Consider the following 26,872-nt stretch of genomic DNA (forward strand, 5'->3'; position numbering starts at 1 on the left):
CGGCCCGCCGGGTCTGCGCCCCACAGCCTCCGCTCCGCGCCATCGCCCCGTCGGGGCCCTACGGCGCTTGGCGTGTGACGGCCCGGCCGTGGCCGGCGTAGTGGCGGGCGGCACGGACGCGGTTGCCGCACCGGTCGGAGCACCAGCGCCGGGAGGCGTGGGCGCGAATGAACAACCGGGTGCAGCCCCGGGCGCCGCAGGCCGAGAGCTTGGCGCCGTCCGGCCCCGTCAGCAGCTCCGCGGCCTCCTCGGCGAGCAGGGCCAGGGCCACATCGATGGCCGCGCCCGCCCGGTGATGGAGAGTCAGCGCCGGCCCCTCCTCGGTCCAGGTGAGCTCGCGTACGCCCGGCGCCGTCGCCAGGGTGCGGTTGAGCCGCCCCAGCGCGTCCTCGGTCGGCCGCTCGCCCGCGTCGTGCGCGGTGAAGATCACCCGCAGGGTGTCGCGCAGCACCAGCAGGCGCCGGATCCCGTCCGCGCCGACACGAGTCCGGGCTGCGATCAGGCCGCGCTCCCGCAGCCACTCGTGCGCGGCGTCGGCGTCGGACAGCCCGTCATACAGGCCTCCCGGCAGGGCGAACTCGGTGTTGACCAGAGCGAGCGAGGCGTACTGCTTCTCGCCGGGGGCCGGTCCCTGCGTTGAGGGAAGTCGTTCCACAGCATCCATGGCCCTAACGGTAGCACTTGTGATTTCCCGTGATCATGCGTACGGTCACGCTCGGCGATAACGTCAAATGGATGCTTATTCCGTTAGGGAGAGAGTCCCGGCGAGGGCATCAACCAAGGAAGGGTTCATGACAACAACGGACAAGCGACTCAATCTCAGGTTCGTCGCGCTCGCCATCGGCATGTTTGCCATCGGCACGGACAGCTTCGTCGTGGCGGGCATCCTGCCCAGTATCGCCAAGGACCTGGACACCGATGTCCCGACGGCCGCGGAGCTCATCACCGCATACGCCCTGGCCTACGCGATCCTGTCTCCGGTGGTGGCCACGGTCGCTGCGCAGGTGTCCCGGAAGGTGCTGCTGATCGGTGGACTGCTGGTCTTCATCGCCGGCAACATCGGCACGGGACTGGCACCCACCTTCGAAGTCGCGATGGCCTTTCGGGTCGTCGCGGCCCTCGGTGGCGCGATGTTCACCCCGACGTCCGCCGGCGCGGTCGTCGCGCTCGCGGGGCCCGAGAAGCGCGCAACCGCCCTGTCCATCCTCTTCGGAGGGCTGAGCGCGGCCACCGCCCTCGGCTCCCCGATCGGCACCGCCATCAGCGGCGTCACCGACTGGCGCGGAACCATGATGTTCGTCGCCGCGGTCGGCGCGCTCGCCATGGTCGCCGTACTGGTCGGCCTGCCCGCCATCCCGCGCCCGCCGGCCGTGTCCTTCAAGCAGCGGGTCTCCCCGCTCGCCGACCTGCGGATCACGCTCACCCTGCTCCTCCTGCTCGTGGCCTACAGCGGCCTGTTCACCCTGTACACCTACGTCAGCCAGGTCTTCCACCCGGCCACGGACGGCAACGGCACGACGCTCGCGTGGCTGCTCTTCGCCTGGGGCGCGGCGGCCGTGGTGGGCAACATGTTCGCCGGCAGGCTCACGGACAAGTTCGGCAACCGGGTCGTGATCAATACCGCCGGGACCATCGCCGTCATCGTCTTCGCGACGACCCCCTGGAGCAGCCACCACCAAGTGGCGGCCTTCATCGCGGTGATGATCTGGGGCGCCTGCGGCTGGGCGATGCTCGTCCCCATCCAGCACCGTCTCGTCGGCGTGAACCCGGCGGCCTCGCAGCTCTCGATCTCGCTGAGTTCCTCCGCCAATTACATCGGCGTCTCGCTCGCTCCCGTCGTCGGTGCTTTCCTCCTCGACCACGTGGTCTCGGCGAACCACCTCGGCTATCCCGCGGCCGGCATCATCGCGGCCGGCCTGCTGATCGGCGAGCTGAGCCATCTGCTGATCCGCCGCCACAGCCGGGCCGAGGCCGTGGGCGCCCCGGCCGGCGCATCCGGCGCGGCGCCCTCCCTCGCCGAGCGTCGCTGATCGCCCGGTGCCCCCGCCCCCAAAAACCCCCCCCCCCCCCCCCACCATACCGGGCTTTTTGGGGGGGGGGGAGGCAAACCCCCCGCCCCCCCCGCCCCCGCGCTGACCCATCCGGGTTACGGGGGCGGGGCGCGCGGGGTGAGCGGTCACTGCGCCGCGGTCGCCGCGGGGATGTCGACGCCTGCGGCCCTGCGGGCCGGCCAGAGGGAGGCGAGGAGGGCGCCGGCCAGGGCGAGCAGCACCCCGAGGGCGAGTCGTCCCCAGGGGATGACCAGGGCGTATCCGGCGACGCTCTCCTGGAGGGTGTTGCCGAGGGCCCAGCCCGTGAAGACGCCCATGACCGTGCCGACGGCCGCGCCGAGGGCGCCGACGAGCAGGGCCTCGATGCGGATCATCCGGGTCACTCCGGCGCGGTCCAGGCCGAGGGCGCGCAGCGTGCCGATCTCCTTGCGGCGTTCGAGCACCGACATCGCGAGGGTGTTGGCGATGCCCAGGGCGGCGATCACCAGGGCCATGCTGAGCAGCGCGTAGAAGATGTTGAGCTGGTTGCCGATGCCGCTGGTGTCCTCGGACCGGACGGCCTCCTTGTCCAGGACGGACAGGGCGGGGTTGTCGCCGAGCGCCTTGACGACGCTCGCGAGCTGGGCCCGGCCGGGTCCGCCCGCGGTGGCCACGACGATCGAGTCGGTGTGCGGGGTGGAGTCGAAGCGGGCGACCAGGGAGTCGGGTGCGGTGATGCTGGGCAGCACCTTGCTCTGTTCGTCCGCGCGGTAGATCGCGCCGATGGTGATCTCGCCCTGCTGGTCCAGCCGCTTCACGGGGAGGGTCTGGCCGACCTTCCATCCGTTGGCCCGGGCCTTGTAGTCGGCGACGGCGACCTTGCCCTGGGCGAGGCTGTCGAGGGAGCCCGCGGTCACCTCGTAGCGCAGGAGGCGGCCGATGGCGGCGGGGTCGACGCCGGTCAGGACCGAGCGGATGCCGCCGATCTCGTACTCGGTGGACTGGTTGAGGGGGCTGTAGGTGGCGCCGGTCAGCTTCTTGAGGGGTTCGGCGGTGGCGGGGGTCATCCGCTGCCCGCCCGAGGGGGCCTGCACCAGGTAGTCGGCGGTGATGTCGCGGGTGGTCGCGCCGTCGAGGTACCGGGTGGCGGAGGCGCCGAGGACGGACAGGCCGGAGGCGAGCGCGAGGGCGATGGCGAGCGCCGCGGCGGTGGCGCCGGTACGCCGCGGGTCGCGCACGGTGTTGCGGGCGGCGAGGTCGCCGTGCACCGGGCTGTAGCGGAGCAGCAGCGGCCGGAGCAGGGCGGTGAACGGCCGGGACAGGAGCGGGATGAGGGCGATCGCGCCGGTCAGGGTGAGGGCCGCGCCGAGGCCGATGACGGCCCGGGCGTCGCCGTCGGCCGCGAGGGCTCCGTACAGGGTGGCGGCCGTTCCGGTGAGGAGCAGGGCGGCGCCGATCCGGGTGCGCAGGGAGCCGGGGCGCGCGGGCTCGGCGGGTTCGGCGGCGCCGAGGGCGGCGACGGGCGGGATGGCCATGGCCCGGCGGACCGGCACCCAGGCGGCGATCACGGGCAGGACGGTGCCGACCACCAGCGCGATGATCACCGTGGAGGGGAGCAGGGTCAGCGGGGCGTCCGGACTGTCGGCGGCGGAGAAGAGGGCCTGGAGCAGGGCGGCGACCCCGGTGCCGGCCAGGATGCCGGCCACGGAGGCGATCAGGCCGACGAGCACGGACTCGGTCAGCAGGATCCGGCGGACCTGCTTGCGGGTGGCTCCGACGGCCCGCATCAGGGCCAGTTCCCGGGTGCGCCGGGAGACCAGCATGGTGAAGGTGTTGGAGATCAGGAAGGTGGCCACGAAGAGGGCGACCGCGGCGAAGCCCACCATGATCTGGCTCATGGTGTCGCTGTCGCTGGAGGCGCGGTTCGCCTGGAACTTGGCGAGGAAGGCACCGGTCACCGCGGTGGAGTCCTTGGGGATCACCGCTGTGACCCGGGTGAGGAGCTCCGTCACATCGGTGCCGGGGGCGGCCGTGATCTCGATGTCCGTGTACTGGCCGGGCTGGAGGAACAGCTTCTGGGCGGTGGCGTCGGCGAACAACACCAGGCTGCCGCCCGGGGTGAGCTTCGAGGCGTCCGTCCGGAAGACGCCGCTGAGCCGGTAGGACTCGGCGCCGGTGCCGGTGCCGACGCGCACGGTGTCACCGACGCGGTAGCCGCCCTTGGCGGCGGAGGCCTCGTCGAGGGCGACGGCCTTGCCGTCGGCCGGGCCGGAGCCCTCCTTGAAGGCATAGGCCGGGTCCGTTCCGTCCTTGCCCGGGGCGAAGTTGCCGCCCTTGCGGAAATCGGCGCTGCCCAGCAGCCGGCCCTCGGGGTCGGCGACGGCGGCGAACCCGTCGACCCGGCCCGCGGCGGCGGCGACGCCGGGGACCTCGGCCAGGGAGGCCGCGGTGCGGGCGTCGAGGGCGGGCGGCGGGCCGCCGGGTACGGCGCCGGGTGCGACGTTGAGGGCGATGCGGTCGTAGCCGGCGCTCGCCCGGTCGACGGCGGCCTGCTTCTGGCTGTCTCCGTAGACGAGGCTGCCGGTGACGAAGGTGACCCCGAGCATGACCGCGAACACGGTCATCAGCAGGCGGGCCTTGTGCGCGAGCACGTTGCGCAGGGCGGTACGGAACATGGGATGCGGATCCTGGGAGGCTGGCCCGGGGAGCGGGCGGGCGGCTGGTTCGGTGCGGGAGCGCGGAGGGGTCAGCTCGTGCGGGAGCGCGCGTCGAAGGCCTTCATCCGGTCCAGGACCCGGTCCGCGGTGGGCTGCACCATCTCGTCGACCAGCCGTCCGTCGGAGAGGAAGACCACGCGGTCGGCGTACGCGGCGGCGACGGGGTCGTGGGTGACCATGACCACGGTCTGGCCCAGCTCGCGCACGGAGTCGCGCAGGAAGCCGAGGACCTCGGCCCCGGCGCGGGAGTCGAGGTTTCCGGTGGGCTCGTCGCCGAAGATGATCGAGGGGCGGGCGATCAGGGCCCGGGCCACCGCCACGCGCTGCTGCTGCCCGCCGGAGAGCTGCCCGGGACGGTGGCCGAGGCGCTGCGAGAGGCCGGTCAGGGAGACCACGTGGTCCAGCCACTGCCGGTCGGGCTTACGGCCGGCGATGGTCAGCGGCAGGGTGATGTTCTCCAGCGCGGTCAGCGTCGGCATCAGGTTGAACGCCTGGAAGATGAACCCGATCCGGTCGCGGCGCAGCCGGGTGAGCTGCTCGTCGTTCAGGGAGCCCAGCTCGGTGGTGCCGATGCGGGCGGAGCCGGAGCTGAAGGAGTCGAGCCCGGCGGCGGAGTGCATCAGGGTGGACTTGCCGCAGCCGGAGGGGCCCATGATCGCGGTGAACCGGCCCTCGTGGAAGGAGATGCTGACGCCGTCCAGGGCCACGACCCGGGTGTCGCCGCTGCCGTAGACCTTCGAGAGGTCGGTGGTGGCGGCCGCGATGCCGGTCGGCGCGGGGTGCGGGTGCGGGGCAAGCGGGGCGGTCACGGGGACTCCTCTTCGGGCGCGGGAAGCTGCACTCCGAAGGGTGCCCGGGGGAGGTATCGACGGCCCGGGGCACGGGGTATCGGGGGGTGCTCCGGTGTGTATCGGTCCGGTAGCGGCCGGGCTGTCGCTGCGCGGGGCGAGGTCCCCCACCCGCCCTTCGCCCGTTCCCCGGGGCGGTGCCCCGGAGGCCTCGGGGCGGAGCCCTGTCCTCCAGGGCCGTGCCCGGGACCGACTCGGGTCTGGGGTAGGGCGGTTGGGGGTCAGGACGGGAGGCGGAGGGTGGCGACCGCTCCGCCGTCCGGGGCGTTCTCGAAGCGGAGTTCGGCGCCGAGGACGCGGGCCTGGCCCACGGCGATGGTCAGGCCCAGGCCGTGGCCCGCACCGCGCTCCGCCCGGCCCGTGTGGAAGCGGCGCGGGCCGTGGCTCAGCAGCTCGGCGGGGAAGCCGGGGCCGTGGTCGCGTACGACGACGGTGGAGCCCTCCACGGTGACCCGTACCGGGGTCTCCCCGTGCCGGTGGGCGTTGACGACGAGGTTGCCGACGATCCGTTCGAGGCGGCGGGGGTCGGTCTCCACGCTCCCGGCCCGCCCGGCGACGTCGACCTCGGTGGGCAGGCCGGTGCGCGTCACGGCCTCGGAGACGACCGCGCCGAGCGGAACCCGGGCGTGGACCGGGAGTTCGGCGCCCGCGTCCAGCCGGGAGACCTCCAGCAGGTCCTCGACGAGCCCGCGCAGATCGCGGACCCGGGCCCGGATCAGGTCCTCCGTCTCGCCGGGCGGCAGCAGGTCCGCGGTGGCCAGCAGACCGCCCACGGGCGTGCGCAGTTCGTGGGCCACGTCGGCGGTGAACCGGCGCTCGTCGCGCAGGCGGCGGGAGAGGGTGTCGGCCATGAGGTCGACGGTGGCCGCGATGCCGGACACCTCGTCGTGGCCCCTGGTGGGCCCGGTACGGGCGTCCAGGTCCCCGTCGGAGATCCGCAGAGCCGTTTCGGAGACCCGCCGCAGCCGGCGGGCGAGCACCCCGGCTCCGTAGGCAGCCAGCGGGGTGGCGGCGGCGAGGGCGATGAGCGAGGCCACCGCCATGGTCCGGTCGAGCCGGTACAGCTCGCCGAACTCGGTGTTGATGGTGATCTGGACGGCCAGGACCGGGCTGCCCGGGCCGCTGACCCGCTGGGCACCCCAGACCGTGGGGTCCATGCTCCCGGGGACGTTCCCGCCGTAGGACACGTGCGGGTCGTCGTCGGTCGGGTTCTGCAGTGCGTACGGCAGGTCCGCGGGATCGAGCCGGGCATCGCTCGGGAGGGTCTGGGAACGCCGGTAGACGTCCGTGGCCGAGATGACCCTGCTGAGGGCCTGCCGTTCGGCCCGGTGCCGGATGTCGTGCGCGGTCCATCCGTGCACGAGGAGGCCCACCACGAGCGCGACCAGGCAGCCCGTGGCGGCGGCCAGTGCGGCGATCTTCCAGCGCAGGGTCAGCAGGGGCGGCCGGGGCCGACCGGAGGAGGACACCGCTCTCAACGCCTGAGCTTGTAGCCGAAACCGCGGACCGTGTCGATCCGGTCCCGGCCGAGCTTGCCGCGCAGCCGCTGCACGCACAGGTCCACGACCCGGCTGTCGCCGTCCCAGCCGTAGTCCCACACGTTGCGCAGCAGGGTGTGCCGTTCCAGCACGATGCCCGGGTGGGCGGCGAACTCCAGCAGCAGCTTCAGCTCGGTCGGGGTGAGCGCCACCGGGGTTCCGCCGACGGCCACGTCCAGGCCCCCGGTGTGCAGGGTCAGGTCCCCGAAGGTCAGCAGCTCGCCCTCGGACGAGGTACCGGGGTCCTGCTCCGCGGACGGCCCGGCAGCCGGTGCGGGGGCGTAGGTGGCGCGCCGCAGCAGCGAGCGGATGCGGGCCACGAGCACGTTGGTGTCCACGGGCTTGACGACGTAGTCGTCCGCCCCGGCCTCCAGACCCGACACGATGTCCAGCCCGTCGCCGCGCGCCGACATCATCAGGACCGGGACCAGGCTGGTCTCCCGGACCTTGCGGCACAGGCCGATGCCGTCGAGGCCGGGCAGCATCACGTCGAGGATCAGCAGGTCGAAGTCCTCGTCGCGGAAGGATTCGAGTCCCGTGAGTCCGTCGGCGGCGGCCCGCACCGTGTATCCGTAGCGCTCCAGGGAGACGGTGAACGAGCGGCGCATCAGCTCGTCGTCCTCCACCAGCAGCACGCGGACGGGCCGCGGGGAGACGGGGGCGGGGGAGGACACGGAGGGCGACTCCTGTTCGGCGGACGGGTACCTGTGAAGAACGATAGGGCCGTGGCAGCCGTGAACGGGCTGGCCACGGCCCCGGGGACCGAACGGATGACGAGCCGAGCGTCCGCGGATACCCGCCCGATACGAAAGCCCTGCCGTACGGGAGGGCTGCGCCCTACGGCTGCGCCAGGACCTGCTTCGCCGCCGCGCGCCCCGTCGCTACGCAGGCGGCCACGCCCACGCCCTCGTACGCCGCTCCGCACAGGGCGATGCCCGGGAGCTTGCCGGCGGCCTCGCGGATGCGGGCGACGCGTTCGCGGTGCCCGACGCCGTACTGGGGCAGGCCCCGGTCCCAGCGGGTGACGCGGGTGGCCAGGGGTTCGCCCATGGGGCCCACCGCGTGGTGGAGCTCGGCGATGGCCGAGCGGACCAGGTGGCGGTCGGGGCGGCCGAGCAGCGCGTCCTCGCCGATGCGGCCGATGGAGGCGCGCAGCACGAAGGTCTCGGGGGCCGCGTCGTGCAGCCAGGACCACTTGTTGGAGAGGAAGGAGGCGGCCTTCAGGGTGTGGCCGTCGACCGGCGGGACCAGGAAGCCGTTGCCCTGGGGGAGGAAGTGGGCCTGGGCGCGGGAGAAGGCCATGGTGATGACGGCCGTCGAGGCGTGCGGGATGGAGGCGAGTTCCTCCTCGGCGATCGGGGAGTGCGGTCGCAGCAGCTCCGCCGCCGCGAAGGCGGGCAGGGCGAGGATCACCGCGTCGGCCTCCATCGTCAGCGCGCCGTCGCCGGTCATGGCCTGGACCCGCCAGCGGCCGCCGGCGCTCTGCTGGAGCGAGCGGGCCGTCGTCCCGGTGAGGATGCGGGCTCCGCAGGCTTCGGCGACGGCGGCCGGGAAGCGCCCGGTGCCGCCGACGACGCCCTGGACGGCCACGGCCCCCGAGCGGGGGGCGCCCGCCGCGCGCATCCGGCGCAGGGCCGGGAGGAGCGCGGTGCCCTGTTCCGCGAGGGCCGCGATCCGGGGCATGGCCGCGCGCAGCGAGAGCCGCTCGGCGAGGCCGGCGTAGACCCCGCCCAGCATGGGTTCGATGAGCCGGTCCACGGCCTCCTGGCCGAAGCGGCCGCCCAGGTACTCGGTGACCGAGCAGTCCGCGGTGAGCGGGGTGGCCGGGAGGGTCTCCTCGGCGGCGACGCGTGCGACGCCCTCGGGGGAGAGCAGCCCGGTGCCGATCAGCGCGGAGGGGTCCGTGGGGACGCCCATCACGTGTCCGGCGGGCAGCGGGCGCAGGGCGCCGTTGGTCCAGATGGTGGTGGCGGCCTTCGCGGGATCGCAGAGGGCTTCGCCGAGTCCGACGGCGGCGGCCAGTTCCACGGCCTCCGGGCGCAGGGCCATGAGGGATTCGGCGCCCTCGTCGACGGTGATGCCGGCGATGGTGCCGGTCCGGAGCTTCCCGCCGACCTTGGCGTGGCTCTCCAGGACGGTCACGTCGGCCTGGCCGCGCAACTGCCACGCGGCGGCCAGACCGCTGATACCGCCACCGATGACGATCACTGAACGCATTGTGTTCTCCCGTGGCCGGAGCCGTGGTCGATATGTTCCCGTATGAAACGTATGGGAACGGGGTGGGTCAGCGCCTCATGCTTTCGGCCAGAACCCTGAGGTCCTCCTGGTACGGGAAGCTGCCGGGCTCGTAGGCGCAGTACGGGTCCGCTTCCAGCACGTCGCGCGTGAAGCCGTACGCCCGCGAGCGCGAGCCCCCGCAGACCGTCTTGAACTCGCACGCTCCGCACTTCCCGCGCAGCAGCGAGGGGTCGCGGAGCTTGGTGAAGAGCGCCGAGCCGCGGTAGATCTCGGTCAACGGGTGGTTCTTCACGTTGCCCGCGGAGAGCGGCAGGAAGCCGCTGGGGTGCACCTCGCCCGTGTGCGAGATGAAGACGAAGCCGCGGCCCGAGGAGACGTCCATGGGCGGCCGGCGCACGGCCCGCTGCTCCCCGCCGAAGACCCCCAGCTCGCGGGCGCGGGCCGAGAGGCGCTCGTGGAGCGGGCCCAGGACGGGCTTCTCGCCGCGCGCGTCCAGGACGGTGCGCTGCATCACGACCCGCCGGAAGTGGTGGCCCTCCGTGGTCTTGGTGGCCATCACCGCCCCGCAGTCGTACAGGAAGTGCAGGACGTCCTCGATCTCGGCGGCGGTCAGGGAGTCCAGCTGCTCCCCGCGTCCGGTCGGGACCAGCACGAAGCCCGACCACAGCATCGCGCCCTCGCGCTTGACCAGCGCCGCGATGTCGGCCAGGTCCTCCAGGCTGTCGCGGGTGACCGTGGTGTTGATCTGGACCTTGAGCCCGAGCTCCCGGGCGGCCCGCCAGCCCTCCAGCGTCCAGTCGTAGACCCCGGGCACCCCGCGGAAGGCGTCGTGCCGCTCGGCCGTGGAACCGTCCAGCGAGAGCGAGAGCGCGATGGCCCCCGCTTCCCGCACCGCCACGAGGTTCTCCCGGGTCAGGGTCGGTGTCCCCGACGGGGACACCGCCACGCGCAGGCCGAGCGAGGTCCCGTACGCGACCAGGTCGGTGAGGTCGGCGCGCTGGAAGGGGTCCCCGCCGGTGATCACGAAGAGCGGGCTCGGCTTGCCGAAAGCGGCGATCTGGTCCATCACCCGGCGGGCGTCCGCCCCGTCGAGCTCCTCGGGGTGGCGCAGGGTCTGCGCCTCGGCCCGGCAGTGCAGACAGGCCAGCGGGCAGGCCCGGGTGGCCTCCCAGATGACGATGAAGGGCCGGTCGGACACCGCGTGGCGGGGGCTGCGGACGACCGAGCGGGCGGGGCGGCCCGCGGGGCCGCCGCCCGGGCGGGGATTCACGAGACCCGCTCCCAGCCGCGCTTGCTCGGGCGGTTGGCGAGCTGCTTCGGGTCCCGCTTGCGGTAGACCACGTACGGCCGGAACAGGTACTTCAGCGGCACGGAGAACATGTGCACCAGGCGCGAGTACGGGATCAGCGCGAACAGGACGAAGCCGAAGATGATGTGGATCTTGAAAGCGAGCGGGGCGGCCGCCATCAGGTGATAGTCCGGGGTGGAGGTGAACAGGCTCCGGAACCAGAGCGAGATGCCGTCGCGGTAGTTGTACCCGTCCATCATTCCGGCCGAGTTGAGCATCGTGGCCGTCAGTCCGAGGGCCATCGCGCCGAGCAGGCACGCGTACATCGCGTGGTCGCTGCGCAGCGTCGCCCGGCGCACGGCCGGGACCTTGAAGCGCCGGTAGACGAGGATCCCGATGCCCGCGGCGGCCGCGACGCCCGCGAGCGTGCCGGTGCCGAGCGCGATCAGGTGGTAGGCGTGGTCGCTGACGCCCACCGCGTCGGTCCAGCTCTTCGGGATCAGCAGACCCACGACGTGGCCCAGGACCACGAAGAGCATGCCGAAGTGGAAGAGCGGCGAACCGATGCGCAGCAGCCGCGACTCGTGCAGCTGCGAGGAGTGCGTGGTCCAGCCGAACTTGTCGAACCGGCCCCGCCACACCGTTCCCGCGATCAGCAGGGCGATCGAGACGTACGGGAGAACGCCCCACAGGAGGAGGTCCATCAGGCGGGCATCCTTTCGGGTGTCGTGGGCCAGGGAAGGTCGGTCGGAGCCGAGAACGGCAGGTCGGCCGGCATGTCGAGGCCCGGCCCGAACGGTTCGAGCGCCGAGCCCGCACCCACCAGCTCCTGCGGCGGCCCGTTCTTCGCGAGGGCCTTGGCCTCCGCCTTGGTCTCGGGGGAGGGCCCGGGCAGCGTCGCGCAGACGGCCTCCAGCACCCGGGCGTACGGGGAACCGGACTCGGTGAGCGCCAGGCGCAGCAGCTCCAGCCCGGCCCGGTGCTCCTGGAGCAGCTCGGTGCCGGCCTCCTCCTGGCGGGCGGCGAACTCCAGGGCCACCGGAAGGAAGTCGGGCAGCTCCTCGCCCGCGAACTCCAGCCCGAAGTCCCGGTAGATCCGCTTCAGCCGGACCAGGGACAGCCCGCGCCGGCGGGTGTCCCCGTCGATCCACCAGGTGAGGTAGAGGCAGCGCCGGTTGCGGGTGTCGAAGGTCGAGGTGTACTGGGAGCACAGCTCGATCGGGGTCTGCCGCTCGGCCTCGTCGAGGAACGCGCCGAGCAGTGCGGCCGGTTCGGCGGGCGCCCCGGCGAGGGCCGCACGGAGCCGCGGGAGTTCGTCGTGGAAGTAGTCGCCGGGGTACTGCAGGACGCAGCCCGCGACCAGGCGCAGCAGGGCATCACCGCTCAGCGTGTATCTGCTCACGAACTCCTCCTCGTGGTGCCGAGATTGAGCATCACCCGGGGTTCGGGCAGCGCGCCGACGGGGCAGCCCTGGTCGACTGAGTTCGCGTCGGCCAGCGGGTGCGAGTCGGCGAGGGCCTCGGCGTCGGCGCGGGCCGCGGTCGGGATCACGAAGCGGTCCTCGATCTTGGCGATGGCCAGCAGGCGGAACATGTCCTCCATCTCCTGCCCGGTCAGCCCGACGGCCTCGGCGATCGACTCGTCCTTCGCCTCTCCCAGGTTGACGCGGCGCATGTAGGCGCGCATCGCGGCCATCCGGCGCAGCACCGCCTCCACCGGAACGGTGTCGCCCGCGGTGAGGATCGCGGCGAGGTACTCGACGGGGATGCGCATCGCGTCGATGGCGCCGAAGAGGTTGCCGGCGTCCTCGCCGTCGCTGCCGGTGGCGGCGACCGCGTCGACGACGGGGGAGAGCGGCGGGACGTACCAGACCATCGGCATCGTCCGGTACTCCGGGTGGAGCGGGAGGGCGACCTGGTAGGTGGCGATCAGGTCGTAGACGGGCGAGCGCTGCGCCGCGTCGATCCACTCGTCGGTGATGCCGGCCGCGCGGGCGGCGGCGATCACGGCCGGGTCGGACGGGTCCAGGAAGCACTCCACCTGGGAGGGGTACAGGTCGTGCTCGTCCTCGACCGCGGCGGCCTCGGTCACCTTGTCGGCGTCGTAGAGCATGACGCCGATGTAGCGCATGCGGCCCACGCAGGTCTCCGAGCACACGGTCGGCATGCCGACCTCGATGCGCGGGAAGCAGAACGTGCACTTCTCGGCCTTGCCGGTCTGGTGGTTGAAGTACACCTTCTTGTACGGGCATCCGGACACGCACATGCGCCAGCCGCGGCACTGGTCCTGGTCGACCAGGACGATGCCGTCCTCCTCGCGCTTGTACATCGCGCCCGAGGGGCAGGAGGAGACGCACGCGGGGTTCAGGCAGTGCTCGCAGACGCGCGGCAGGTAGAACATGAAGCTCTGCTCGAACTCGAAGCGGATCTTCTCGCCGACCTCGTCGCGGATCTTCTCGACGATCGGGTCCTTCGGGGCGTTCTGCGGGGCGCCGCCGAGGTTGTCGTCCCAGTTCGGACCCCACTCGATCTTGTCGATGGGTTCGCCGGTGACCTGGGAGACGGGCCGCGCGGTGGGCATGTCGTCGCCCGCCGGGGCCTCGGTGAGGTTCTTGTACTCGTACGTCCAGGGCTGGTAGTAGTCCTCGATCTCCGGCAGGTCCGGATTCGCGAAGATCTTGCCCAGCTTGGCGAGGCGGCCGCCCGCCCGCAGGCGGAGCTTGCCGGAGCGGGTGCGCTCCCAGCCGCCCTTCCACTTCTCCTGGTCCTCCCAGCGGCGCGGGTAACCCTGGCCGGGGAGGGTTTCGACGTTGTTGAACCAGACGTACTCGGTGCCCTGCCGGTTGGTCCACGCCTGCTTGCAGGTGACCGAACAGGTGTGGCAGCCGATGCACTTGTCGAGGTTCATGACCATCGCGACCTGTGCCATGACGCGCATCTTCTAGAACTCCACCTTCTGGTCGCGGCGGCGGATGACCGTCACCTCGTCGCGCTGGTTGCCGGTCGGGCCGAGGTAGTTGAAGGCCCAGGTGAGCTGGGCGTAACCGCCGATGAGGTGGGTGGGCTTGAGCATCACCCGGGTCAGCGAGTTGTGGATGCCGCCGCGGCGGCCGGTCTTCTCCGTCTTGGGGACGCCGACCGTGCGCTCCTGCGCGTGGTTCATGTAGACCGTGCCGGGCGGCATCTTGTGGGAGACGATCGCGCGGGCGGTGATCACGCCGTTGCGGTTGACCGCCTCGATCCAGTCGTTGTCCCGGACGCCGATCGCCTCGGCGTCCTGCGGGGACATCCACACCGTCTGGCCGCCGCGGCCCAGGGTCATCATGTAGAGGTTGTCCTGGTACTGGCTGTGGATCGCCCACTTGTTGTGCGGGGTCAGGTACCGGACCGCCACCGACTTGGTCTTCTCGTCGACCGTGCCGAGCTCGGGCTCCCCGTACAGGGTGTGCATGTTGAGCGGCGGCTTGTAGACGGGGAGGGACTCCCCGACCTCGTGCAGCCAGTCGTGGTCGATGAAGAAGTGCTGGCGGCCGGTGAGGGTGTGCCAGGGCTTGAGGTGCTCGGTGTTGATCGTGAAGGCGGTGTACCGGCGCCCGCCGGACTCGGAGCCCGACCACTCGGGCGAGGTGATCACCGGGACCGGGCGGGCCTGGGTGTCGGCGAAGGTGATCCGCTTGCCCTCGGCCTCGGCGGCCAGGTGGGCCATGTGCGTGCCGACCTTCTTCTCCAGCGTCTCGAACCCCTGCGTCGCCAGCCGGCCGTTGCTGGTGCCGGACAGGGAGAGGATCGCCTCGCAGGCCTGCTGGGCGGTCTCCAGGCGCGGGCGGCCGTCGGCGACGCCGCCGCGGACCGTGCCGTTCTTCGCACCGAGGTAGGCGATCTCCTCCGCGACGTCGAAGGTGATGGCCTTCGTCGTCACGCCCAGCTCGTCGACCAGCGGGCCGAGCGCGGCGAACTTCTCGCCGACCGCGCCGTAGTCCCGCTCCACGACCGTCAGGTTGTACATGGTCTTGCCGGGGACGGGCTCGCACTCGCCCTTCGACCAGTCCAGCGCGACGCCACCGGGCTGGGCCATCTCGCCGCCCGGGGTGTCGTGCTGGAGGGCCGAGGCGACCAGGTCCTTGCGCACGCCCAGGTGGGTCCCGGCGAGCTCGCCGAACCGCTCGGCCAGGCCCTTGAAGGCGTCGTAGTCGGACTTCGCCTGCCACGGCGGGTCCACCGCCGGGGTGAAGGCGTGCAGGAAGGGGTGCATGTCCGTGGAGGACAGGTCGTGCTTCTCGTACCAGGTGGCCGCCGGGAACACCACGTCGGACAGCAGCGTCGTGGACGTCATCCGGAAGTCCATGGACATGAGCAGGTCGAGCTTGCCCTCCACGTCCTCCTCCCGGTACGTGACGTCCTTGGGGGTGCAGCGCGGCCCGTCCTCGGGCAGGTTGGAGTGGGTGCCCAGCAGGTGCTTGAGGAAGTACTCGTTGCCCTTGGAGCTGGAGCCCAGCAGGTTGGCCCGCCACACGTTGAGCACGCGCGGCCAGTTGTGCGGGGCGTCCGGGTCCTCGCCGGCGAAGCCGAGCTCGCCGCTCTTGAGCTGCCGGACCGTCTCGGCGACCGGGTCCTCGGCCTCGCCCAGCTCCAGGGAGTTGCGGTCGAAGGTCGGGTACGAGGGCATCCAGCCCATCCGGGCGCTCGCCGCCAGGCAGTCCGAGCCGGTCATGCCCTCGAAGGCGCCGGTGGCCAGCGGGGAGGCCAGGGCCTCGGCCGGCAGGGTGTCGTAGCGCCACTGGTCGGTGTGCAGGTAGAACCAGGCCGCGCCGATCATCTGGCGCGGCGGGCGCGACCAGTCGGAGGCGGCGGCCAGCGTCGCCCAGCCGGTGACCGGACGGCACTTCTCCTGGCCGACGTAGTGGCCCCAGCCGCCGCCGTTGCGGCCCTGGCAGCCGGTGAGGGTGAGCAGGGCCAGGAAGGAGCGGTAGATGGTCTCCGAGTGGAACCAGTGGTTCGTGCCGGCGCCCATCAGGATCATGCAGCGGCCCTGCGAGTCCTCGGCGGTCTTCGCGAACTCCCGCGCCACGCGCGCCGCCTGGGCTGCCGGGACGGAGGTCAGCGACTCCTGCCAGCCGGGGGTGCCCGGGGCGCTCGCGTCCTCGTAGCCCGTGGGCCACTCGCCGGGCAGGCCCTCGCGGCCCACCCCGTACTGGGCGAGCATCAGGTCGAAGACGGTGGTGACGAGCTGGTCGCCCAGTCGGCGTACGGGCACACCGCGGCGGATCGTGCCGCCCTGCTCGTCGTCCTCGAAGCGGGGCAGGGTGATCTCGACGGCGTCGTCGGCGGTGCCGTGCAGGGTCAGCCGCGGAACGGTGTCACCGAGGTCGAGGTTCCACTCGGGCTTCTCGTTCTTGCCCCAGCGGTGGCCGAGCGATCCGTTCGGTACGACGGCCTCGCCGGTCGCGTCGTCGATCAGCACGGTCTTCCACTGAGCGTTCTCCGTCTCCCGGCCCAGATCGGCGGCGGTGACGAATTTCCCGGGAACCAGGCCCTGGTCGGTCTCCTTGAGGGAAACCAGGAAAGGCAGGTCCGTGTACTTCCGGACGTAGTCCGTGAAGAAGGGGGTCTGCCGGTCGACGAAGAATTCCTTGAGGATGACGTGGCCCATCGCGAGGGCCAGCGCACCGTCCGTACCGGGGTGCGGGTGCATCCATTCGTCGGCGAATTTGGTGTTGTCCGCGTAATCCGGGGAAACGGTGACGACCTTCTGGCCGCGGTAGCGGGCCTCGGCCATCCAGTGGGCGTCCGGGGTGCGGGTGACGGGGACGTTCGAGCCCCACATCATCAGGTACGCGGCGTCCCACCAGTCGCCCGACTCCGGGACGTCCGTCTGGTCGCCGAAGACCTGCGGGGAGGCGACCGGGAGGTCGGCGTACCAGTCGTAGAAGGACAGCATCGGCGCGCCGATGAGCGAGTGGAACCGGGCGCCCGCCGCGTGCGAGGCCATCGACATCGCCGGGATCGGCGAGAAGCCGGCGACCCGGTCCGGGCCGTGCTCCTTGATCGTGTGCACGTGCGCGGCGGCGACGATCTCCGTCGCCTCCTCCCACGTCGCCCGCACCAGCCCGCCCTTGCCGCGCGCCTGCTGGTACGTGCGCCGGCGGACCGGGTCGGACTGGATGTCGGCCCAGGCCTCGACCGGGTCCCCCAGGCGCGCCTTCGCCTCGCGGTACATCTCCAGCAGGGCGCCGCGCACGTACGGGTAGCGCACCCGGGTGGGGGAGTAGGAGTACCAGGAGAACGAGGCGCCGCGCGGGCAGCCGCGGGGTTCGTACTCGGGGCTGTCGGGGCCGACCGAGGGGTAGTCGGTGGACTGGGTCTCCCAGGTGATGATCCCGTCCTTGACGTAGACCTTCCACCGGCAGGAGCCGGTGCAGTTCACGCCGTGGGTGGAGTACACGACCTTGTCGTGGCTCCACCGGTCCCGGTAGAAGGCCTCCGCGGCGCGGCCGCCGGTGTGGTGGACGGTCCGCAGGTCGTCGGAGACCTCGGCGGTCCTGAAGAAACTCCCCGCCTTGATCAGCGATTCGGCGGCGTCCTGGTGTCCGTCGCGTATGTGGCGCTCGTGCAAGGCGACCCTCCAGGCCGGAATAAAAGGCGGTGCGTGGGGTCCGGGCAAGATGACCCAGACACGACGCTACGCCCGGCACGGAGGCGAATCCGATGACAAAGGTCCCGTACGGGCGTGACCTAATTCCGGTCTTTCACAGGTCGAGTGGATGCCACGCTGGAAAGGGTCAACTCCGGTGCACGGCCGGAAAATTACGAGTCCGAATACCAATTAGCGGAAGGCTGGGGAGCGTGCCGCCGAAGAAGGCCTCCTGGATCCCGGACCAGCACGGGGCGTGGGCGATGCTCACCGTGCCCTTCCTCGCGGGCACGTTCCTCTCGCCGCGGCCCGGCTGGCAGCACGCCCTCCTGCTGACGGCCTGGCTCCTCGGCTACGCCGCGGTCTTCCACGCCCAGCAGTGGCTGCGCCTGCGCCGCGTCGCCGCCCGGCGCCCGGCGGTGGCGCGGCGGCACGTCCGCCCGGCGCTCGTCCTCGGCGCGGCGACCGCCCTGGCGGGGATCCCGCTCGCGGTGCTCCACTCCTGGCTGCTGCTCGCGGGCGCGGCGGCGGCGCCCTTCGTGGCCGTGAACTCCTGGTTCGCGCGGAACAACCGCGAGCGGTCCCTGGCCAACGGACTGGTCGCGGTGGTCCCGGCCTGCGGGATGCTGCCGGTGGCCGCACGGCTGGGCGGCGGAGGGCTGCCGTGGGCGCCCGCCGCCGCCTGCCTGCTGTACTTCGCGGGCACGGTGCCCTACGTGAAGACGATGATCAGGGAGCGCAACTCCCGTACGTACTACCGTGGTTCGGTGATCTACCACGGGGTGGCGGTCGCCCTGGCGGCCCTCCTGTCCCCGTGGCTGGCGATCCCCTTCGCGGGCTACCTGGCCCGCGCCGCGGCCCTCCCCGGCCGCGGGCTCAAGGTGGCGGTGGTCGGCGCCGTCGAAGTCGCCGGGTCGGCCGCCCTGTTGGCGTCACTGCTGCTGATCTGCTGAGAGGCGGGGGCGGGGGCGGGGGCGGGGAGCCGGGTGCTTCAGAGGGGCAGCGAGCGGAACTCGTCCAGGACGGCGAAGCCCGTGCGGTCGTACAGGCTCATCGCCACCTCGTTGCCGCCGAAGACGTTGAACATCAGCGCCCCGTCGCCGCCCTGCCGGGCGGCCCACTCGCCGACGGACATCGCGGCCCGGCCGTAGCCCTTGCCGCGGTGCTCCTCGTACACCTCCAGCGAGAAGCCGAAGGTGACGCCCGGCAGGTAGCCGTGGTTCACCCAGCCCGTGCCGATCACCTGACCGCCGGCCTCCAGCGCGTAGAAGGCGTGCCCGGGGGTCGCGCGGCCCTGCGGGAGGTGGCGGGCGAAGTCCTCGTCGGACTTGGCCTTGGCCTGCTCCGGGGTCAGGGCCCCGGCCCGGACGATGTCCGCCACGTACGCGGCCTCCTCGCCGGCGTACCAGCCCGGGTACTCCTCCGCGGTGAGCGGGCGGACGGTGAGGCCCGGCGGCAGGGCGGGGTGCTCGGCGGCGGCACGCAGCCGGTTCTGGCCCCGCACGCGATAGCCGTCGAACAGTCCGGCTCCTCCGGCTCCTCCCGTTCCGCCGGTGAGGCGGACCTCCACCCGCTCCGCGCCCCGCTCGGCGCACCACCGCTCGGCCCACGTGCGGGCCGCGGTCGCCGCGTCCGGTTCCGTCGACGTCAGGTCGTGGATCCGGCCCACGGCCGCCCCGTTGTCCTCGGACACCCCGACCGCGATCCATCCGGCGCCGTCCGTGGCCACCGTCCAGCCGTCGACCCCCTTCAGCGCCCGCTCCAGCAGGGCCCGGGAGAGGGGCTCCGAGCATCCCGCGGCCCGGTACCCGGCGAGCACCCGCTCCTCGAAGCCGGCCCGCCATTCGTCCTGGTCGGGCAGTACCCGTATTCCGTTCATCCGGCCACCCTAGGCAGGGCCGCCGACCGGGCTCCAGCGGTTTAGATCGCTTCCTTGCGCGTCAGGAAGTTGAAGGAGATCCATCCCGGCAGCACCGGCAGCCAGAACGTCACCACGCGGAACAGCAGCACCGCCGAGAACGCCACCTGACCGTCCAGCCCCGCTGCCACCAGACCCAGCGTCAGTGCGCCCTCCACCGCTCCGATGCCGCCCGGCGTCGGAGCGGCCGAGCCCAGGGCGTTGCCGGCCAGGAAGACCACGGCGATGCTCGCGTAGCTGATGGCCTCGCCGCCCCCGAAGGCGCGGATCGAGGCGTCCAGGCACATCACGAAGCAGCCCGTCAGCAGCAGCATCCCGCCGATGCCGGTCAGCAGCTTCTGCGGCCGCTGGAGCACGTCCAGCATGCGCGGGACCACTCCCGCGAACAGGGCCCGCACCCGGGTCGCCACGAACTTCCGGAGGAAGGGCACGGCCGTGACCACGAGCACCAGCACGGCCACCGTCAGCAGACCGGCGATGACCGTCCTCGACGGGGTCATCTCGGGGGTCTTCTCGGTCCCCGTCAGATAGCCGAAGGACAGCAGCAGCAGGATGTGGCTCGCCAGCCCGAAGAGCTGCGAGGCGCCCACGCTGGCCACCGCGAGTCCGGGCCGGATGCCGGCCCGCTGGAGGAAACGGGTGTTCAGCGCGACACCGCCGACCGCCGCCGGAGCCACCAGCTTCACGAAGGATCCGGCGACCTGGGCCACTACGGTCCGCAGGAACGGCACCCGCTCGGGCACGAAGCCCAGCAGGCTCATCGCCGCCGCGAAATAGGTGAGCGCCGAGAAGGCGAGCGCCACCCCGACCCAGCCCCACCGGGCATCGCCGATGGTGGTGCCGAAGTCGACGTGCGCGATCTGCGTGACCAGGAAGTACGCGCCGAACGCGCCGGCGATGAACGACACCAGCGTGCGCGGCCGGATCCGCTCCAGCCGGGCCGGCTCCACCGGCGCCTGCGGGCGGATCAGCAGCACCTGCTGGCGGATCTGGCTCAGCAGGTCTTCCTCGCGGGCCCCGTCGAGCGCGTCGTCCAGGGCCTTCTTCTCGGCCTTCTTCTCGACCTTGTCGATGGCGGAGCGCGTCGAGGCCGAGGCGGAGTCCGCCATGCGCGCCGCCTTCGCCGCCCGCGAGGACTCCAGTACGGCTTCCCGCTCCCGGTCCGCCCGCTCCCGCGCCAGCTTGCGCAGCGTCGCCCGCGTGGAGCGGCTCAGCGCGATCGGCTGGAGCAGCGGCAGACAGTCCGCCACCGCGTCCGGGCCGAGCACCGACACCGCGGAGGCGACCGAGCGCTCGGCGCCGACCCGCAGGCCGAGGGTGGTGAGGAGCTGCGCGATGTCCATGCGCAGCACGAGGTCGCCGGCCGCGATCTCGCCGCCGCGCAGGTCGGTCAGGGTGACCGTGCCGGCCGCGGCGCCACTGGCGGAACGATCCACCACGAGGGCGTCCCCGGTGAGCCGCCGGTGCGCGATCCGCCGGGACTGCAGGGCCCGTACCTGCTGCCACGCGTTGCGGCTCAACTCGTCGGTGATCTCCTCGTCGGCCAGCGAGTCCAGGCTCCGGCCGCCCAGGTGCTCGTAGACGAGCATCACGGCGTCCGGACCCAGCTCGGAGGTGGCGATGAGCTTGGGCGCGTTGGCCCCGGCGGCGATGGCCGCGTACGCGAGCAGCGCCTCCTGCTCCAGCGCCTGGCGCAGGGACTGCAGACTGCGCCGGGTGGTGATCCCGCGCAGCGTGAGGCGGCGCCAGACCCGGTAGTAGAAGCCCTGGGCCTGCTGCTCCCGGTCCACGACGGTGACGTCGAGCGGCGGGCCGTCTTCCAGGGTGACGTGGTAGCGCCGCCCCCGGTCGCTGACCTCGTTGCTGTCGGGACCCTCCGGGGACTCGGCGCGCATCGCGCTGATTGGCTGGAAGCCGACCCTGCGCAGGCCCGCGAGGAGGTTCTGCCCGGTGGGGCGGACGTTCGGCGAGCCGACGGCGTACAGGGTTCCGTACGCGACGCTCCAGCCGATCAGCACGGTCAGGATGATCGAGAAGGGGGTGGTGTAGCCGCCGACCAGCATCGCGAAGGCGTCCAGCAGCAGGACCACCCACAGCGCGACGCGCCAGCGCGGGCGCCGGGTCATCCCGACGGCGGTCATGTACGCGATCACGGGCGCGAGGTAGCCGTGCACCGGATCCGTGAGGGCCCCGCCGGCCGAGGTGGGACGGGTGAGGGCTTCCTGGATGGTCTCGGGGGCTCCCTGGGAGACCCACAGGTCGGTGGCGAGGGTGACCCCGTGCGCGAGGACGGCCGCGAGCACGCCGTCGGCGATGCGCAGTCCGTCGCGTTTGATCAGCCGCTCGATGGCGAAGGCGACCGGGACGAGGAGCACCGCGATGCTCGACACCAGCCCGGCGACCTTGATCAGCACGTCGGGCGCCTGCCCGGTGCTGTTGTTGATGTCGGCTTCCAGACCCGCGGTGGTGCCGTGGGCGAAGGCGGCGATGCCGAGGACGACGGCGATGCCGAGGACCCCGACGAGGAGGCGTACGAGGTCGGAGGGACGGTGCACGCGGGCGGCGAGCAGCGGCTCGTCGACCTCGACCTGGTCGGCGGCCGTGGGGGCGTGGCCGTGCGGGGTCTCGGCGTCCTCGGGAGCCGGGTCCGGGTCCGGAGCCGGGGCCTGGGGCGGAGACAGGGGCAGGTCTGTGTGCATGGTGGCGTCCTCGCGACCCGGTGGCGGGCCTTCGTCTGGGCGCGCGCCGTCGTTCGTCGCCGCGCCGTCCGGAGGACTCACACCCTGCTCCCTTCCCGTCGCTTCCGTCTCTTCTTGATCACGTATCACGCGTCACCGCCCGGAAGATGGTGGCACGGACCGGCGTCCGCGCGGGGCAGCAGGGTGCGAGCCGGTCCGGAACACGGGCTTCCACGTTCTTGACGCCCCCTTGTCGGTCAGGTGCGGCACCATGGGCCGAATGAGCGAAGAGCTGCCGGCGTACGCGGAGCGAGTGCTGGAGGCGGCCGAGCGGATTCCGCCCGGCCGGGTGATGACCTACGGCGACGTCGCGGAGTGGCTCGGCGAGGGCGGACCCCGTCAAGTGGGCCGCGTCATGGCCCTGTACGGGGGAGCGGTGCCCTGGTGGCGGGTGGTGCGGGCGGACGGCCGTCCGCTGCCCGGCAGCGAGCGCAGGGCGCTGGAGAACTACCGGGCCGAGGCCACCCCGCTGCGGCTCACCGGCGACGGCGAACCCCGGCTCGACATGCGGCGGGCGCGCTGGGACGGGGACGGCGGGGATGTCGGCGGGGACGCAGCGCGGGACGAAGGTCACATGTGACAGCTTCGGCCATGTGCGGCCCGGAGGCGTGGTCGAAGAGACGTGCGAAGCCCCGTACGGGGGATGTGTGGGACCGGATGGCAGTGAGGACCGGAGTCCCGGGGAAACTGCGCCCGCCGCGCGCCTTGCCGTAGCGTTGCCTCTTCGGCTTCGGTTTCGGCCACTGCTCCGGGCACCGCTCCGGTCGAGGCTTCGGCCACGGTCACGGGCACCGACCGGGCCGTCACCACAGCAGCAGCAACCGCTGCGGCAGCGACCGCCGCAACGGCAGACCCACCAGGACCGGCACCCCACGTGAACACCTCTTCCTCCGACGGCCACCGCACCGAGCGGCGGCGTACGCGGAACCCGGACGCGTACCGCCTGGTGCGTACCGGTGCGGAACGGGTGGATCCCCCTGTGCTGGACGCAGCGCAGCGGGCGGTGGTTGAGCACACCGGCGGCCCGCTGCTGGTCCTGGCCGGACCGGGCACCGGAAAGACGACCACGCTGGTCGAGGCGGTCGCGGCCGGCGTGGAGTCCGGCGCGGACCCCGCCCGCATCCTGATCCTCACCTTCAGCCGCAAGGCGGCCGTCGAACTGCGCGACCGGACCGCCCTGCGGCTCGGCGGGGCCCCCCCCCCCCAGGCCACCACCTTCCACTCCTTCTGTTACGGACTGGTCCGCGCCCACCAGGACACCGACCTCTTCGCGGACCCGCTGCGCCTCCTCTCCGGCCCCGAGCAGGACGTCATGGTCCGCACCCTCCTCGAAGGCCAGCGCCGGATCCGCTCGATCCGCTGGCCGGACGACCTGCGGGCCGCGCTGACCACGCGGGGCTTCGCGGACGAGGTCCGCGCGGTCCTGGCCCGCGCCCGCGAGCTGGGCCTCGGCCCTGCCGCCCTCTCCGACTTCGCGTCCCGCCTCGGCCGGCCGGACTGGAAGGCGGCGGCGGCCTTCCTCGCCGAGTACCTGGACGTCCTGGACCTCCAGGGCACCCTGGACTACGCGGAACTCCTCCACCGCGCGGTCCTCCTGGCGGAGCGCACCCCGTCGCTGTCCTCCCTGTACGACGTGATCTACGTGGACGAGTACCAGGACACGGACGCCTCGCAGCTGCGCCTGCTGCGCGCCCTCGCCGGCCCCGCGGGCCGCCTGACCGCCTTCGGCGACCCCGACCAGTCCATCTACGCCTTCCGCGGCGCGGACATCAACAACATCCTGGACTTCGAGGCCTCCTTCCCGGGAGCGCAGGTCCGCGCCCTCACCACCTCCCGCCGCTCGTCCTCCACCCTCCTCACCGCGACCCGCCACCTGACCACCCGCATGCCGGTGCCGCGCCTGCCCTCGGCGGCGGTACGGGCCCACCGCGCGCTCGCGTCGACCCGCGAGGGCGGCCGGGTCGAGGTGTTCACCTACCCCACGGCCGGCGCGGAACTGGACAACATCGCCGACATCCTGCGCCGGGCCCACCTGGAGGAGGGCGTGCCGTGGCAGGACATGGCCGTCCTGGTCCGAGCGGGCGGCCGCACCCTGCCGCAGATGCGCCGCGCCCTGATCGCGGCGGGAGTCCCGGCCGAAACGGACGGCACGGACTCCCCCCTCCGCCACGAGCCGGCGATAGCCCCCCTCCTCACGGCCCTCCGCACCCTCGCAGAATCCGCCCTCCGGCCGACCCCGGCGCCCGATTCCGTCGGCGACCCGGCCGCGCCCCACGACGAGCTGCCCGAGGAAGCCGGGACCGCTCCCGGCACCGCGAGCGCCGGGACGGGCGGGCGCGCGGCCGCCCCCACCGCCGCAGGCGGCACGAACCTGACCGGCCCGGAGGCGCTGTCCGGCTTCGCCGGTGACGCGGCCGGGGCCCAGGACGAGCTGCCCGACGGAGTCGGGGCTGCTTCCGGCGCCGTAGGCGCCGGTGCGAGCGAGCCTGCTCGTGACTTGGGGGTGGGCGGGCGGGGATCGTCCCCCGCCGCCGAAGGCGGCATCACCCTGTCCGGCTCCGCCGGTGCCCCGGCCCCGGCCCAGGGCGAGCTGCCCGACGGCGGCGGGGCCGCTTCGGGCGCCGGGGGCGTTGGGGTGGGCGAGGCCGCTCGCATCTCTGGGGCGGGTGGGCGGGAGGGTTCCCCCGGGGCCGAAGGCGCTACCGGCCTGCCCGGCTCCGCCGGTGACCCTGCCACGGCCCAGGGCGAGCTGCCCGACGGCGACGGGGCTGTTTCCGGCGCCGCGGGCGCCGGTGTGAGCGAGCCTGCTCGCCATTCCGGGGTGGGTGGGCGGGAGACTTCCCCCGCCGCCGAAGGCGGCACCGCCCTGTCCGGCTCCGCCGACGCTCCCGCCGGGGCGGAGGGTGGCCTCCTCGACGGAGTCCGGGCCGCTTCCGGCGACGAGGGCGGGCCTGCCCGCAATGACGCGGACGGGGTGCAGGCCGACGGAGGCGACGTGCCCGCCGCAGGCGAAGGGTGGATCGGGGTCGAGGCCGCGCTCGTGCTGCTGTCCTCGCCGCTGGGCGGGATGGACGCCGCCGACCTCCGCCGCCTCGGCCGCGCGCTGCGCGACGAGGAGCGGGCCGCCGGAGTCAGGACGCCCGCGCCCTCCGACGTGCTCCTCGCCCGCGCCCTCGCTGAGCCCGAGCGCCTCGTCGCCCACGACCCCGCCTACGCCCGCGGAGCGCAACGCCTCGGCCTGCTGCTCCGCAAGGCCCGCGAGCTGCTCGAAGGCGGCGGCACCGCCGAGGAGGTCCTGTGGACCCTCTGGGACGGCACCCCCTGGCCGCAGCGCCTCGAACGCAGCGCCCGCCGCGGCGGCCCCGCCGGCCGCAACGCCGACCGCGACCTCGACGCCGTCTGCGCGCTCTTCGACACCGCCGCCCGCGCGGAGGAACGTACGGGCGGCCGCGGCGCCCTCAACTTCCTCGAACAGCTCGAAGCCGAGGACATCGCCGGAGACACCCTCACTCCCCGCGCCGTCCGCCGCGAAGCCGTCCGCCTCATGACCGCGCACCGATCCAAGGGCCTGGAGTGGGGACTCGTCGTCGTCGCGGGCGTACAGGAAGGCCTCTGGCCCGACCTGCGCCGCCGCGGCTCCCTCCTCGAAGCCGACCGCATCGGTCGCGACGGCCTCGCCGAGCCCCTCACCCCCGGCGCGCTGCTCTCCGAGGAACGCCGCCTCTTCTACGTCGCCGCCACCCGCGCCCGCGACCGCCTCGTCGTCACCGCCGTCAAGGCCCCCGCCGAGGACGGCGACCAGCCCTCCCGCCTCCTCACCGAGCTCGGCGTCCCCGTGAAGGACGTCACCGGCCGCCCCCGCCGCCCCCTCGCCGTCCCCGCGCTCGTCGCGGAACTCCGCGCCACCACCGTCGACCCCGACGCCTCGCCCGCCCTGCGCGACGCCGCCGCCCGCCGCCTCGCCCGGCTCGCCGTCCTCACCGACGACGAGGACCGCCCCCTCGTCCCCGCCGCGCACCCGCAGCGCTGGTGGGGGCTGTACGAGCCCACCCGCAGCAGCGTCCCGCTGCGCGACCGCGACCATCCCGTCGCCCTGTCCGGCTCCGCCCTGGAGCAGCTCGCCAACACCTGCTCCCTCCAGTGGTTCCTGGGCCGCGAGGTCAAGGCCGACGCCCCGTCCACCGCCGCCCAGGGCTTCGGCAACGTCGTCCACGTCCTCGCCGACGAGGTCGCCTCCGGCCGTACCCCCGCCGACCTCGCCGTCCTGATGGAGCGCCTCGACTCCGTCTGGGACTCGCTCGCCTTCGACGCCCCCTGGAAGTCCCGCCAGGAGAAGGACAACGCCCGCGCCGCCCTGGAACGCTTCCTGCGCTGGCACACCACCGACCGCGGGGGCCGGGCGACCGTGGCCACCGAGCACGACTTCGACGTCACCCTCGACGCGGGGGAGTACGCCGTCCGGGTACGCGGCTCCATGGACCGGGTCGAGGCGGACCCGCAGGGGCGTGCGTACGTCGTCGACTTCAAGACCGGCAAGTCCGCGCCGACCGCCAAGGAGGTCGAACGCCACCCGCAGCTCGCCGTGTACCAGCTCGCGGTGCGCGAGGGCGCCGTCGACGAGGTCTTCGACGGCCTGCGCCCCGCACCGGGAGGCGCCGAACTCGTACAGCTGCGCCAGGGCGCCGCCCAGCGCGAGGGCGGCGACACGGTGCCCAAGATCCAGGCGCAGCAGGCCCTGGAGGGCGGCGCCTCCGGCGAATGGGTCGGCGACCTGCTCGCCACCGCCGCCGGCCGGGTCCTCGACGAGCGCTTCGCCCCCGTCCTCGGCAAGCACTGCGACCACTGCTCCTTCCGCGCCTCGTGCAGCGCCCGCCCGGAGGGCCGCCAGACGGTGGAGTAGCCCGCCCGGCGGGTCCCCCGCGGACCG

At 73.0% G+C, this 26,872-nt stretch carries 17 protein-coding genes; 4 read left to right on the forward strand and 13 right to left on the reverse strand.

Translation table 11 applies throughout. From position 1 onward, the window contains the following. Positions 1-58: 58 nt before the first annotated feature. Positions 59-664, reverse strand: a complete 606-nt coding sequence (locus ACFRU2_RS10425) for a CGNR zinc finger domain-containing protein (RefSeq protein WP_382970240.1) — start codon at positions 662-664, stop codon at positions 59-61. Positions 665-791: 127 nt separating this feature from the next. Between ACFRU2_RS10425 and ACFRU2_RS10430 the strand changes: the two genes are divergently transcribed. Then, a complete protein-coding gene (locus tag ACFRU2_RS10430; RefSeq protein ID WP_382970242.1) occupies positions 792-2,030 on the forward strand; it encodes an MFS transporter in 1,239 nt (412 codons plus the stop codon). Positions 2,031-2,176: 146 nt separating this feature from the next. Here the strand turns inward: ACFRU2_RS10430 and ACFRU2_RS10435 are convergent, their stop codons facing one another. The 10 genes from ACFRU2_RS10435 to ACFRU2_RS10480 all read right to left on the reverse strand — a co-directional run bounded on the left by ACFRU2_RS10435 (position 2,177) and on the right by ACFRU2_RS10480 (position 17,256). Then, complete coding sequence (locus tag ACFRU2_RS10435; RefSeq protein WP_382970243.1) at positions 2,177-4,705, reverse strand: ABC transporter permease; 2,529 nt, start codon at positions 4,703-4,705, stop codon at positions 2,177-2,179. Positions 4,706-4,776: 71 nt separating this feature from the next. Continuing rightward, complete coding sequence (locus tag ACFRU2_RS10440) at positions 4,777-5,556, reverse strand: ABC transporter ATP-binding protein (RefSeq protein ID WP_382970246.1); 780 nt, start codon at positions 5,554-5,556, stop codon at positions 4,777-4,779. A gap of 260 nt (positions 5,557-5,816) precedes the next feature. After that, positions 5,817-7,064, reverse strand: coding sequence for a sensor histidine kinase (locus ACFRU2_RS10445; RefSeq protein ID WP_382970247.1), 1,248 nt, complete (start codon positions 7,062-7,064; stop codon positions 5,817-5,819). 5 nt (positions 7,065-7,069) lie between these two features. Further along, positions 7,070-7,807, reverse strand: coding sequence for a two-component system response regulator CseB (cseB, locus tag ACFRU2_RS10450; protein WP_382970250.1), 738 nt, complete (start codon positions 7,805-7,807; stop codon positions 7,070-7,072). A 163-nt stretch (positions 7,808-7,970) separates the two neighbouring features. Beyond that, entirely contained in the window at positions 7,971-9,350 is a 1,380-nt protein-coding gene (gene hemG / locus ACFRU2_RS10455) for a protoporphyrinogen oxidase (protein ID WP_382970253.1), read from the reverse strand. A 67-nt stretch (positions 9,351-9,417) separates the two neighbouring features. After that, the gene (locus tag ACFRU2_RS10460; RefSeq protein ID WP_382970256.1) at positions 9,418-10,641 is read right to left on the reverse strand and encodes a TIGR04053 family radical SAM/SPASM domain-containing protein; all 1,224 of its coding nucleotides are present in this window, start codon (positions 10,639-10,641) and stop codon (positions 9,418-9,420) included. Beyond that, positions 10,638-11,363: a respiratory nitrate reductase subunit gamma gene (gene narI / locus ACFRU2_RS10465; protein WP_382970259.1), complete on the reverse strand. Its 726-nt coding sequence runs from the start codon at positions 11,361-11,363 to the stop codon at positions 10,638-10,640. The genes ACFRU2_RS10460 and narI overlap by 4 nt, the downstream gene beginning before the upstream one ends. Next, positions 11,363-12,061: a nitrate reductase molybdenum cofactor assembly chaperone gene (gene narJ, locus ACFRU2_RS10470; RefSeq protein WP_382970261.1), complete on the reverse strand. Its 699-nt coding sequence runs from the start codon at positions 12,059-12,061 to the stop codon at positions 11,363-11,365. Before narJ ends, narI begins: the two co-directional genes overlap by 1 nt. Further along, positions 12,058-13,596 carry a nitrate reductase subunit beta gene (narH, locus tag ACFRU2_RS10475; protein ID WP_382970264.1) on the reverse strand — a complete coding sequence of 513 codons (1,539 nt, stop codon included), beginning with the start codon at positions 13,594-13,596 and terminating at the stop codon, positions 12,058-12,060. The genes narJ and narH overlap by 4 nt, the downstream gene beginning before the upstream one ends. A 3-nt stretch (positions 13,597-13,599) precedes the next feature. Next, entirely contained in the window at positions 13,600-17,256 is a 3,657-nt protein-coding gene (locus tag ACFRU2_RS10480; RefSeq protein WP_382970833.1) for a nitrate reductase subunit alpha, read from the reverse strand. Positions 17,257-17,501: 245 nt separating this feature from the next. Here ACFRU2_RS10480 and ACFRU2_RS10485 point away from each other — a divergent pair, with 245 nt between their 5' ends. Then, a complete protein-coding gene (locus tag ACFRU2_RS10485) occupies positions 17,502-18,242 on the forward strand; it encodes a YwiC-like family protein (RefSeq protein WP_382970266.1) in 741 nt (246 codons plus the stop codon). Positions 18,243-18,280: 38 nt separating this feature from the next. Here ACFRU2_RS10485 and ACFRU2_RS10490 read toward each other — a convergent pair whose 3' ends face one another. Continuing rightward, on the reverse strand, positions 18,281-19,168 hold the full coding sequence (locus ACFRU2_RS10490; RefSeq protein ID WP_382970268.1) for a GNAT family N-acetyltransferase: 888 nt from the start codon (positions 19,166-19,168) through the stop codon (positions 18,281-18,283). A 41-nt stretch (positions 19,169-19,209) separates the two neighbouring features. After that, the gene (locus ACFRU2_RS10495) at positions 19,210-22,035 is read right to left on the reverse strand and encodes a YbhN family protein (protein ID WP_382970270.1); all 2,826 of its coding nucleotides are present in this window, start codon (positions 22,033-22,035) and stop codon (positions 19,210-19,212) included. Positions 22,036-22,165: 130 nt separating this feature from the next. On the opposite strand from ACFRU2_RS10495, the gene ACFRU2_RS10500 reads away from it, so the two are divergent. Further along, on the forward strand, positions 22,166-22,525 hold the full coding sequence (locus tag ACFRU2_RS10500; protein ID WP_382970273.1) for an MGMT family protein: 360 nt from the start codon (positions 22,166-22,168) through the stop codon (positions 22,523-22,525). A gap of 294 nt (positions 22,526-22,819) precedes the next feature. Continuing rightward, entirely contained in the window at positions 22,820-26,845 is a 4,026-nt protein-coding gene (locus ACFRU2_RS10505; protein WP_382970276.1) for a UvrD-helicase domain-containing protein, read from the forward strand. Positions 26,846-26,872 lie beyond the last annotated feature (27 nt).

Source organism: Streptomyces sp. NPDC056883, from assembly GCF_042788835.1.
In the GTDB taxonomy this organism is placed as follows: Bacteria; Actinomycetota; Actinomycetes; order Streptomycetales; family Streptomycetaceae; genus Streptomyces; species Streptomyces stoeckheimensis.